We start from the raw sequence: 12799 nt of genomic DNA on the forward strand, positions 1-12799 counted from the left end.
TTTACACCCTCTTCTTTTTTAATTTAAGTAATACTTTGCTCAAGCTTTCTTCCGTAAGATCCTCTGCATCAGCAAAATCTGATACCGTAAAAGCAGACTCTGTTGTTGGTTTATTTATAAGTTGACGAAGATGCCTCAACATACCATCTGCTATCAATTGAATTTTTAATTTAGAAAACTGTTCTCTACTATACATCCAAACAAAATGTAACTTTTCATCTTTCACCATTCCGATAACATCAATTAGATGAGATGGTTTGGAATCTGGAGCATGATCTAAAAATGTAAATCCTGTCTCTTGCATAAACAAAGATTCCCTTGAGAAAACCTGATCAAATTGGCCCAAATAGTTAAAACTTATTGAAGGCTTTTGCTGATAAAACGGAAGTAATCCTTTATTCAAGTAACGTAAAATACCATAGTCAACTCCGCGATTTGGGATTCGACGCAATTGTTCTTTGACAGACTTTAATCCTTCAATAGGTGTTTGAGTTCCTTGAAAATTGAGATGAACGGGATAAATACTCGTGAACCAGCCCACTGTCCTTGATAAATCAATACCTTCAATTACCTCTTCTCTTCCGTGTCCTTCTAGATGAATAGAAACGGTTTGCTGATTTGTACAATCGACGATAGCTTGTCCTAATGCCGTTAATAGTACCTCATCAATCCTTGTCTTATGAGTTACTGGAACTTCGTGTAACAATTCATGTGTTTCTTCTATTCCTAAAGTCCTCGTCACTTGATCAATCGATTCCTCTGTCGTTTCTTGTATTGGATAGTCCATTGGAATTTTCATCGTTTCTTTTTCTACTTGTTGATTCCAATAATTTTGTACTTCTTTTGAAATACCCGAATCACTGTATGTCTGGAGTCGTTCAGACCACTCTTTAAAAGATGTACTTTTCGCAGGTAAGCGAACTTCTTGACCTTGTTTCATCTGGTTATATACCACCTGTAAATCTTCCAATAGAATCCTCCATGACACTCCATCTACTACTAAATGATGAATCACCCAGAATATTCGATCATTTCCAGTCAAGTTATCTTCAAAGTACACTACTCTCATTAACGGACCAGTAACTAAATTGAAACTAGCTTGATTAATGTTCATTTCTTCTTGTATTATTGTATTCCACTCTTTTTCATTAACTTGATTCCGTTTTACAACATGGAGTACTGACAGCTCATCAGTCTCTTCATTTCTCTGCCTCCACGTTCCGTTCGGTAACTGTTCGTACCGGAAACGTAAAGCATCATGATGTTTGAGTAAATTTAATATCGCTCCCTCTAGTAATTTCACATCCAATCTTTCTTTTACTCTTAAAAGCATTGATTGATTCCAATGCTCTGTATGTGGATGTTCTTGCTCGAAGAACCAGCACTGAATTGGAGTAAGAGGCACATCACCTATCACAATTCCCTGCTCCGCTTGTACTCCCTGCGTTTCTATAGCCACTTGTGCCAGCTCAGCGATAGTTGGGCATTCAAACATTTGCTTTGGAGTAAGTTTTAACCCCACTTGACTTGCTTGAGATATGATTTGAATACTGAGAATCGAGTCGCCACCAATTTCAAAGAAATTATCATAGATTCCCACCTTTTTAACACCTAATACTCGCTTCCAAATGGTAGTCAGTATCTGTTCGTTACTATTCCGAGGGCCAACACATTCACTATTAATCTGCTTTTCCTCCGGCATAGGTAAGGCCTCACGATCAACTTTACCGTTAGCTGTAAGTGGAATAGCTTCCATCGCCACAAATCCCGAAGGAACCATATAACTTGGTAGTTTCGCTTTAAGATACTCTCTCCACCCATCTACATTTCCATCTCCTACAACATATGCTACTAATCTTTTATCGCCCGGCTGATCTTCTCTTACAATTACAACTGCCTCTTTTACATATACATATGTATGTAAAGTAGACTCAATTTCCCCAATTTCAATTCTGAAACCACGTATTTTAACCTGATGATCAATTCTTCCACGATAATCTAAATTCCCATCTGGCAAATACCTCGCTAAGTCTCCTGTCCGGTATAATCTTGCTTTCGGATCACTACTAAATGGATGAGATATAAAACGCTCTGCTGTTAATTCAGGTCTATTTAAATATCCACGTGCCAATCCTGCTCCACCAATATAAAGTTCACCATCAACACCTATAGGAACAGGTTGTTGATAAGCGTCTAGTATATACACTTCTAAATCGAGAATCCGCTTTCCAATATTACTTCTTGAAGCATGCTGCACATCATCTAGAGTAATTGGATAATATGTAACATGAACTGTAGTTTCTGTAATTCCATACATATTAATTAACTGTGGGTTTTTCTCACCATACCTTTGAAACCACGGTAACAAGCTAATAGGTTCTAATGCTTCTCCGCCAAATATTACGTAACGTAGCTGCAAATTTTTATTCTTATCTTCTTGTTCACACACTCGTATTAATTGTCGAAATGCGGAAGGTGTCTGATTTAGAACTGTGACTTCTTCCTCCACTAATAATTGATAAAAATCCTTAGGTGATCGACTAATCCAGTACGGAACAACAACTAATTTTCCACCATATAATAATGCTCCCCAAATTTCCCATACTGAGAAATCAAATGCATACGAATGAAAAAGCGTCCAAGTATCTTTTTCATTAAACTGATACCAACAATCCGTTGATTTAAATAACCGAATGACATTGTGATGCTCTATCATAACGCCCTTTGGATTTCCCGTTGATCCCGAAGTATAGATTACATATGCCAGATTTTTGGGACCGACATCAGAAAGCGGCAAAGTCTTACTTTCTTTCCCAATCTCATCTTGATCACGATCCAGGCAAATCGACTCAACATTTTCTGGTAACCATTTCAATTCTTTTAAACTTTCTTGCGTCACGAATAACTGAATGCTAGCATCTTCTAAAATATATTGAAGTCGCTGCTCTGGATATGTTGGATCGAGTGGAACATAAGCCCCACCAGCCTTCAAAACCCCTAAAATACCTACAATCATTTCGAGGGAACGTTCAACGCATATTCCAACTAAAGTATCAGGTCCTACTCCCTTTTTCTGCAAATAATGAGCTAACTGGTTTGCACGTTCATTAAGCTCCTTATAAGTAATTTTTTCTTGTTCATACGTAACTGCAATAGTATTTGGATAAATCATCGCTTGCTGTTCGAATATTTCATGAATAGTTACTTGAGGTGGGACATTTAGTTTAGGATTGTTGAACTCAACTAAACTTATTCTTTTATCTTCCTCAGAAATGATTTCTATTTCAGCTACCTTCTGCTTTGGTTTTTCAAAAGTGTTTTCCATTATCGCTAACATCACGTTAAAAAACCGTTTTATCTCTTCCTTAGAAAATAGCTCCTCACGATAATCAATATGTACATGTAAAGAGTCAATATCAATTAGATTTTCAATATGCACTGCAAAATCTTGTACCTCTTCATGGTTTGGAATCCATAGTGAGTCACCACTTTCATCGCGATCCCTATAATCAATCGTAGTTCCGAAAAGTCTCACATTACTATTATTCTCTTTATTAATCTGCTTTAACAACAAATCAAATGGATATTTCTGGTGCCTCAATAATTTGCTTTGTTTTCTGGACACCCTGCTAATAAATGAAAGTACTTCTTCTTCTGGATCAATATCCATTCTTAAAGGAACTGTACTCACCATCATTCCAATCAATTTTCGTTCCATTTTAGTCATACGATTGCCGTAAGCCATTCCTAAACCAATATCAAGCGATGAAGTCCACCGATACATGGACAACGAGAAAGCAGCAACAAAAAAAGTGTATAAACTAATTTTGTAATCTTCAGAAAATTTTTCTATCTTTCTCTTCAAATGCTCCGTTAATATAAATGTCTCACGTGATGCTTTAGTGCTAACTTGGTACGTATTATAGGGCTTCAATCCAGTCACAGATGGCAGTGTTTTAAATTCCTCTAACCAGAATTTTTGATCTTTTTGAAAGCGACTACTATTCAAGTATGTTTGTTCATTGGTCAGGAATTGAACATATGAATTTTTAATTTCGCCTTCCTCATTCTCGTTATGCATTTCATAATAATATTTTGCAATTTGCTCAGTAAATATTTGAATTGATAAACCATCCATAATAATATGATGAACATTTCCAAAGACTGCACATTCATTATCGTTTAATTTTATTAAAGCGAAATAGTATAAATCTGAATTAAATAATGTAAACGTGTCTTTTGTTTTCTGCTCAATCCATTCCTCAAGCAAATTTGTATTCTCCACATTACTGAAATCAAAAAACTCAAATTCTTGTTCTTCATGTTTAATAAAATATTGTTTCGGTTCCTGATGCCCATTTTCTTTTAACCTAATGCACAGACCGTCATTTTCACTGATAACGCGATTCACAACTTGGTTTAATTTTGAATAATTCATTTTCCGATGAAGTTTAAATAAAAATCTTAAATTACATATTCCTTTATCAGAATGAATAACTTCTGTATACCATATTCTTCGCTGCGGATGGCTTAATCGATAACATTCCTCATTGGTCATAAAAATCTCCCCTTCAAAAATTATTTGCTCTTATAGGTTCGTGTTTATGTTTAGCCCATAAATATTTCTGCAGTGAAACTCCAATTAATCCAATAATAACAAGCCCAATCCCTCCATAAACATAGAGTTGAGTTACTCCAAACAAATGCACTAATGGGCCACTCATAGCAGGAGAAATAATTAGAACTGCGTTTGTTAAACTGCTTTGTATACCAAATACTCTTCCTACTTGATCTTGGTCGGATTCTATTTGTAAAATGACTTGATTAGATACAAGCATCAGCCCACTTCCGATACCAGCGATAAAACTAATTAAATAGGCTAAAACGAAGACCGTACCGGGCGTTATCAAACCAATCCCCCCAAAACCAATTCCCATTAAAACCATACCTCCACATACTACCCAGCCATATTGAAATTGTTTTAATTTCTGAGTTAGTAGTGCACCAAGTATTCCGCCAAGACCAATAATAGAAATGATATATCCCATTTTACTTTTATCATGTGGGAATAAGCTCTTAAATAAAGTTGGGAATTGTGAGTCGACTAATTGTAATACTGCCATGGCTATTGTAACGAAAATCATGGTTGATAATATTATCCGATTAGATAACACATAACCCCACCCTTGTACCCAAGCGGTCCAAGTACTTTGTTTTTGCTTTTCAACAAATTCTTTCGATATAGTTTCTTTAAATTTTATTGTGGGTATGAGAACTAAGGTAGCTAATAAACAACTTATAGCTCTTATAATGAGGCAGAACTCTGGTTGAAACCAGCTCAGCAACATGCCCCCTATAAGTGGACCTACTATCTTGGTACCCTGCTCTACTATTCCGTTGATACTTACTGCTTTAGTAAGTAAGTCCGGGGATACAATCTGTCTTGTTAGTGTTTGCTGTGCAGGATAATAGAAAACAATAAAAATGGAACGAATCATTAATGCCACTAAGAGCCAGTGGATATCTTGTACAAATAAAAGAGCAATTGTTATTAGACCAACCATTAGATTACAGAACATCATAATTGGAATTTTTCTAAAACGATCTGCAATAACACCTGCCCATGAGCCAAAAATAATTCCAGGAAGTGCATATGCAACAGGGATCAATCCAATCATAGTAGGATCTACTTCCCATTCAAACCCAACTATAGTCATAATCGCTAACATATCAATAAAAACACCAAGCATAAGCAATGAATAAGCAGAGAAAACTTGTAAATAAACCCTATTTCCTAATAGGCCTTTTGAATCAGTAGTTTTCATAAAAGCAAGCTCCTTAGGTTACTAATATAAACGCTTTTGCGTATAAGGTACCCCTTTATTAAACCTAATTAATCATTATAAAGATTTCACCTAGAATGTAACTTCGTCAAAACCTAGACTAATCTCAAGGTTTAGTTTATTTTAAACAGTCAGATAAATTTAGGCGCACCTATTTCTTCGTATTTATATCAACTGTTACAACATAGACCTTTACCTTACACTAAAAAACAGCTAAACATTACCTTAATATAACCATTTATAGTTGTTTGCACATTCAATTCACATCCTTTTTAAAGTTGGCTTTTTTCTATCTCAAATACTATCACACAAATATTTCACCTACTATATTCATAAAGTTGAAATATTTGAATCAGAAAATTCGGATAAAAAAACCAACCCACAAATCATACCAAACAATTATTTAGTTATATTGTCAGTTTATAGATGGCTTTAGCCATAAGGATATCAAAAATTAAGTTTCTTAATTTTATTAACATAATAGTTTAAAGAGACTATAAATCCTACTAAACAAAAAGATAAATATACAATAAAGTATATTTATCTTTTCTTATCCTACATATTTTCTATGCAAATTAATTCCAATAACTAAAATTGATAATAAAAATATAATACTACCAATTACTAATGTACTCATAACAGAATTGAATAATATAGTATTAATACTTCTGCACCTACTACCATTTTATTTATTAGATATTTACACTTCAAAAAAATTACAAATTATTCACAATTAGGATACACACCCAAAATATGATTTGAATATGTTATTATATTTTAAGATAATATAAAATCAGTTTTTCTATAAGAGAACTTAATTTTTATGTAGTACGAAATTGTTAGTACTACAGTATATATTTTAATTTAGTTATAAAAACGTTTAAAGACCACCTATTTCCATAAGTGATCTTTCTTTGTAATTCTACATTTATGCACTACTGTAGAAATATATTGTAGATACGCTTTGTATGCTAAATTTCTAGTTCTCTCCATTTACTAAAAAACATAGCTTAGCACAATTAATATCATATTCGTTAAATTGCAAACTATTATTTTGTCTTCTGTACAGACAAACTACTAAAAATCAAATCAGCAACTTTTACATATCCTTTTGAGTTTGGATGAATTAAATCCTTAGACCAAAGCGTATTGTCATTAACTAAATGATGATTCCAAAAATCAACATGATGAAACTTATATTCTCTGCTCAGTGAACGTATAACTTCATTTGCCTCTAATAATTGTTCTTTTATTACTTGTTTTTTTTCAGAAGCAAAAGGAAGCCTAACTGTAAAATCAGGAAGGTTTGCTATAATAATATCAGCCCCTGCTTTACTTAATGAATCTATCATAAATTCCATATCGTTCTTATATGCATCATGATTCCAACGTCCTTTTAAAACATCGTTTGCCCCTGCAATGAGACTAACCAAATCTGGATTAAAAGTTAACGCCTTTTCCAATTGCTGCGAGCGAATTTCTTTAGTTACTAAGCCACGCTTTGCCAAATTAGCATATTTTATATCGTTTTCACACAGTTGAACAAAATGATCTATCCAGCTTTTTAATGCAATTCCCTCAACTTCATCCCCTATCCCCTCTGTAAAACTATCACCAATTGCTACAAATCGCTTCCACATATGTATTCCCCCTTTATTATTAACCATATCTATACTATACAATAGCTCACACCGTAATTGTTATTTCTAAGTGGTTTTCGATTTCAATTATATTCCACTTTATTATATTTACATTTAGAATCCAAAATTGACCGATTCCTAAGTATACTTAGGAATCGGTCATATTCGTATATTTACTAAAGAAATAAAATTTCTCTAGGAATTATACTTTTTTCAAAAAATTGGTTGTTCTTTGTTTTGCCCAGTTGATACATTTCTTTTCGATTAAATGATATGAAACTATAGAAAAAAGTAGTGTCATTGCAATGCATAAAGTAAGAAGGAAAAAGATAGGTATCTTTGTATACAAAAGTTTAAATAGTACCATCATGATTGGAAAATGACACAAATAGATACTGTATGAAATTTCTCCTAAATATACAAATACACTCTTATTTAAAAATGCTTTTACTTTTAGGTTACTCATAGCCATTATAATAAATATACCAACCCCCATTACGACACCCCAATCTTTTAATAAGAAAGTAGTATCATTACGGGAAAAACCATAAATTAAAATGGAATATAAATACAGAATAATCCCTAATGCAATAAGAAATCCTTTTTTAAATTTTTTCATATTCCTATATGAGTAGATAAGTTTTTCCTGATACTTAAAAAGTAACATTCCAACCATAAACATAGATGTAAAATGCAGTGTATCAGCATAACCATTATAAAATCCTTCAGCTTTCCCAATATACAACACATTAAGAAAAACACTAATTATAGAAAAGCTCAAAGCAAATAGTATCGTTTTCTTCCAATTCAATTTATAAAAAAGAAGGAATAACAAAGGAAACACAATAGATATACGCATTTCTTGAGCCAATGACCAAATAACTGGATTATAATTTTCCGTAAAAAAGTTATTAAGAAGCACAAAGTGGTTTAGAATATCTAATTTTGTTATAGACCCTTGCCACCTATCATAGAACCAATCCCGTAGTCCTACCACTTCATACGACGAAAATAAAATAAATAAAACAAAGGAAACAATTATCCAAAAATAATAAGGAATATAGATTCTTACAAATCTCTTAATTAAATATCCCCAATAATTTGTTTTTGAATGATAAAGTGCCATCGATAACACAAAACCACTTAGTACATAAAAAACGATAACAGCTTCCCCACCCGCCCATAAAAACCTAAGCGGGGAAAATTTAATAGAATTAGGCAACGATGGTAGCATTAAACAAAAATGTCCAAATACCACAGTAAGTGCCGCTAACCCTCGTATGGAATCTAATTCTTTTATTCTCTTACTCATAAAATGTTCTCCTTGTAAATTGTAGATTTTGCTTTTCATAAAGGCCACTATGCGAATGTAGTGAGAGAATTGTACACATCGTTTCTTTAAATTCCTAATATAAGCAGTAAAAAGTTAATTTGACCTCCATTTCTTTATATACATAATTTAAAACAAAATATTTAATACAAAGAAAAGATTTTATTAAATTTTTATAAAGTGAAACTTTAATGGGTGGTTTTTCATCATGTAACTTTATTAAACTAACCTTGCACCAGAATCCTTTAAATCGAAAGATTCATAATAAACGCCATCCCTTCTGTATATTTCTACAAAAAGAATAGCGTTTTTGGAGTATATGGATAAAAATTTATTTTAGCTTAATAGAAATACAAAAAGTTCCGAAGGACCAAATTTGAAAAGTAATACAATCTTTCATTCCAAACTATCCACATAAGAATCTATAATACTTTGAAACCTTTTGTTTCAAACTAATATTTAGTTGTATCCTATAAAATTAGCTTTTTACTATATCAATCGCACTATCCCACATACCACTAAAAAAAGATCCAGTTTTACGTATAAAACGTGTAAACCAATTTGCTTGTTCCACATCAGATTTTGTTACAAGGTCTATTTGTAATGAATTACCTGATAAGAACCCAGGATCGGTATTATCTTTAGGCGAGATAATTATTTTACTAATTGTTACACCTTTTTTAATAGGCGCTTCTGGTTCTTTATTTGATACTTTAAATTCTTTTTTATAACCGTCTTTGTTTCCCTTCCGCATTGGAAGTGAAACAGCTTGCTTCGTTTGAACTACTACATCTTTCTCTTTTGCATTTGCTACTCGTACCGTTTCATGTCCTTTTACTACTGAATCTTTTCCGTAGACATTCTTCACTTCAAAATTCGCAAATCCATAATCGTATAATTTCTTTGTTTCATCAAAGCGTGCCGTATGAGATTTTGCTTTTATCACTACAGAAATTAGGCGCATACCATTTCTTTCTACTGTCCCAGTGAAACAATCTCCCGCTTCTGGAGTCGTTCCTGTTTTCAAACCATCTACACCTTCATATTGCTTAATTAAACCTTTTAACATCCAGTTAAAGTTCGCCATATCAATTGGATATTTACCACCCTCTTGGAATGTTTTTTTAGGAATTTTTGCTGTATTCAATATTTTGGGAAAATCTTGAATAAGACGTTGTGCTAAAATTGCACAATCCCTTGCAGACATTTTATTTTTCTCGTCTAGAGTTGTCCCTTCTAGGTGATATCCTTTTAAATCTTGATTTGTTAAGCCTGTAGAGTTTACAAATTTATAATCTTTCATTCCAAACTCTTTCGACTTATCGTTCATCATTTTTACAAAATTGCCCTCTTTACCAGCAATCTCTTCAACTAAAGCAATTGTTGCACCATTTGCAGAATAAATTGCCATTGCCTCATATAACTCTTTTACCGTATAAGAGCCACCATTTTCTAATGGAACATTTGATAATGAACGATCTTGCGAAATCTTATGTGCATATTCAGAAATTTTAACTTTTTGATCCCATTTAAGTTTTCCTTTATCTACCGCTTCATGAACTAAGTATTCGCTCATCATTTTTGTCATACTAGCAATTGCCAATGATTCATCTGCATTTTTTTGATATAAAATTTTTCCGGAATTTGCTTCTATTAAAATTGCTGATCCTGCTTCAACGTCTATAGCAGAAACTGTTTCCGCTGCTGCTCTTCCAAATGTAACGAACATACTAAAAAATAGTGTAAGCACTGTTACTATTGCAATAAATCTCTTGCAAAACATACCTTTCACTTCTGTTACCTCCAATATCTTTGTACTCAAAAAAGCGTTATTCTAACATAATCTCAAAAAAAATAGACAGTGTTCTCAAATTGTATATACATATTAAACGTTAGGATTGCTTTCATATAGACCATCTCATCTGACACTTTTAGGTGCCCTGATACTTTGTATTCCCACGCATATCCTTATTTTTAATCCCCTTATATTTTTTAAAATGATTCGCACTTTCATATTTTTTAGGATTACAATTAATAGACAATCTACATAATACATTTGTTCCACATTTACAAAAAATAAAGTGAAACTTTAATCAGTGGGGGTTTTGTTCATCCCCACTAATTATTAACCCTCACCAATCGGGATTTTAATTATTCAATTGAGCTATTTGCTAGACTTATATTAGAGATAAATTTTCTTTAGTCTAAACCATTAGTTTTTTGTAATAAAAAAACTACACCCAATACTGAATGTAGTTTTTCTAACTAACTAATTTATTTATTTTTTACTTCATTTTTATAAAAAGCAAATAATGGTTCGATGGATGGACTAGATAACAGCGGAATTGCCTTCTCGATCAATTTCCTATCCCAATCAAACCAACGCATTTCCATTAACATGTTTATTTCTGTATCAGTGAATCGTTTCTTTATTTCCTTAGCAGGATTTCCACCAACTATTGTATACGGCGGAACATCTTTACTTACGACAGATCCTGCAGCAACAATTGCACCTTCACCAATAGTAACGCCAGGCATTATTATAGCATTCATTCCAATCCAAGCATCACTTTTAATGACTGTATCGCCCTTAGTTTCATATGATTGTTCAATTTGCTCAGCGAATGGATATACTGTAATCCATTCTGAGTGATGATTATGGTTACCACCCATTAAAATGACTACTCCACTTGCAATGCAAACATAATTCCCAATAATGAGTTTATCAAGATGCCATCCCATCTGTTCAATTGGATTAAACAGTGCTTGTGACTTAGCATCCCCCCACAAATACCTTACACAACCATCTTCAAAATTTTGATGACCATAATACCCTGAATAATAGGAGTACTCTCCTACTTCAATGAGTGGATTTGTTACTATATCTTTTATATATTTTGTTTCTGACCAATGATTAAATAATGGATGCTTCATAACTTTATTCCTCGCTTCTAAGTATTATATATTTTGCTATTTACTTAGAAGCTTACTACGACTGCTACATTTTTTAGCTTTCTCAAACGACGAATCATTATCTTCAAGCCTTTCTTTTATAATAGAAAAAGCATAACGCAATACATTACACTAGTCAAATTGTGTAATTTTGAACACATCTTAAACAGTGTAATACTGCAATAACAACATGAAAACACTCTAACTTCGATACAAATACTATATTTATTACATTTAGTTCATATTTTGTAAAAAAATCTTAATTGCCATGACAAAGCAAACAATAACCACTATTGGTCGTATTAATGACGTCCCTTTTGTAAGCACCATCTTCGCCCCAATATATGACCCTATAATTTGACCAAGCATCATAATCAATCCAATTGTCCAATCGATTTGGCCAAAAATAATAAAATACAACAAAGCAGCGAAATTACTAGTAAAATTCAAAATCTTAGCATTTGCAGTTGCCCGCGTAGCACTATATCCACATAAAAGAATGAACGCTAAAGCAATCAAGCTACCTGTTCCTGGGCCGAAGAAACCATCATAAAATCCAAGGAATGGAGGCACTGTTAACGCAAACAACAACATACTTATTTTTCTCGGTCGATCTTCGTTTGCTATATTTGGAGATAATAGAAAATAAAGACCAATAATAATAAGTAAAAAAGGTAATATCATGATTAGATATTCTGCCCGTATCTGTAAAACAAGCCATCCACCCAAAACTGATCCAAAAAAGGTCATTAAGATGGACAAACGCATTTCTTTAAGATTAATTTCTTTCTTCTTAATAAAAAACACTGTCGCCATGAGAGTTCCGCTACTCCCTTGCAGTTTATTAGTTGCTATCGCTACAGAAGGAGACATACCTACTAATAACATTATCGGGATAGTTATCATACCACCGCCTCCAGCAATTGTATCTATCCACCCTGCTAATACAGCTACTAAAAATAGTAATATGAGTAATTCAATAGTAAAATCCATACAAAGAATATGGGAAGGCTTGAGCTATTATACCCCAAACC

At 33.0% G+C, this 12799-nt stretch carries 7 protein-coding genes; all 7 read right to left on the minus strand.

Features of this window, described 5'->3' with window-relative positions:
• Position 1: 1 nt before the first annotated feature.
• The 7 genes from N2V92_RS22905 to N2V92_RS22935 all read right to left on the minus strand — a co-directional run bounded on the left by N2V92_RS22905 (position 2) and on the right by N2V92_RS22935 (position 12758).
• Positions 2 to 4558 (minus strand): non-ribosomal peptide synthetase, encoded by a 4557-nt coding sequence (locus tag N2V92_RS22905; RefSeq protein ID WP_000180454.1) that lies wholly within the window; start codon positions 4556 to 4558, stop codon positions 2 to 4.
• Between the two features lie 13 nt (positions 4559 to 4571).
• The gene (locus tag N2V92_RS22910; protein ID WP_000858612.1) at positions 4572 to 5825 is read right to left on the minus strand and encodes an MFS transporter; all 1254 of its coding nucleotides are present in this window, start codon (positions 5823 to 5825) and stop codon (positions 4572 to 4574) included.
• Between the two features lie 1067 nt (positions 5826 to 6892).
• Complete coding sequence (locus tag N2V92_RS22915; RefSeq protein WP_000265867.1) at positions 6893 to 7483, minus strand: SGNH/GDSL hydrolase family protein; 591 nt, start codon at positions 7481 to 7483, stop codon at positions 6893 to 6895.
• A 202-nt stretch (positions 7484 to 7685) separates the two neighbouring features.
• Positions 7686 to 8834, minus strand: coding sequence for an acyltransferase family protein (locus tag N2V92_RS22920; RefSeq protein WP_080117657.1), 1149 nt, complete (start codon positions 8832 to 8834; stop codon positions 7686 to 7688).
• Positions 8835 to 9291: 457 nt separating this feature from the next.
• The gene (locus N2V92_RS22925) at positions 9292 to 10605 is read right to left on the minus strand and encodes a D-alanyl-D-alanine carboxypeptidase family protein (protein WP_000677655.1); all 1314 of its coding nucleotides are present in this window, start codon (positions 10603 to 10605) and stop codon (positions 9292 to 9294) included.
• Between the two features lie 482 nt (positions 10606 to 11087).
• Positions 11088 to 11747: a CatB-related O-acetyltransferase gene (locus tag N2V92_RS22930; RefSeq protein WP_000682536.1), complete on the minus strand. Its 660-nt coding sequence runs from the start codon at positions 11745 to 11747 to the stop codon at positions 11088 to 11090.
• Between the two features lie 252 nt (positions 11748 to 11999).
• The gene (locus N2V92_RS22935) at positions 12000 to 12758 is read right to left on the minus strand and encodes a TSUP family transporter (protein ID WP_042598004.1); all 759 of its coding nucleotides are present in this window, start codon (positions 12756 to 12758) and stop codon (positions 12000 to 12002) included.
• Positions 12759 to 12799 lie beyond the last annotated feature (41 nt).

It is taken from the genome of Bacillus sp. CH_48 (assembly GCF_038008465.1).
Taxonomy (GTDB): domain Bacteria; phylum Bacillota; class Bacilli; order Bacillales; family Bacillaceae_G; genus Bacillus_A; species Bacillus_A thuringiensis_S.

Excerpts from the sequence above, each read along its gene's own strand:
- N2V92_RS22905 (WP_000180454.1), bottom strand. The coding sequence starts at position 4,558 with ATGACCAATGAGGAATGTTATCGATTAAGCCATCCGCAGCGAAGAATA.
- N2V92_RS22920 (WP_080117657.1), bottom strand. The coding sequence starts at position 8,834 with ATGAAAAGCAAAATCTACAATTTACAAGGAGAACATTTTATGAGTAAG.
- N2V92_RS22915 (WP_000265867.1), bottom strand. The coding sequence starts at position 7,483 with ATGTGGAAGCGATTTGTAGCAATTGGTGATAGTTTTACAGAGGGGATA.
- N2V92_RS22930 (WP_000682536.1), bottom strand. The coding sequence starts at position 11,747 with ATGAAGCATCCATTATTTAATCATTGGTCAGAAACAAAATATATAAAA.
- N2V92_RS22935 (WP_042598004.1), bottom strand. The coding sequence starts at position 12,758 with ATGGATTTTACTATTGAATTACTCATATTACTATTTTTAGTAGCTGTA.
- N2V92_RS22910 (WP_000858612.1), bottom strand. The coding sequence starts at position 5,825 with ATGAAAACTACTGATTCAAAAGGCCTATTAGGAAATAGGGTTTATTTA.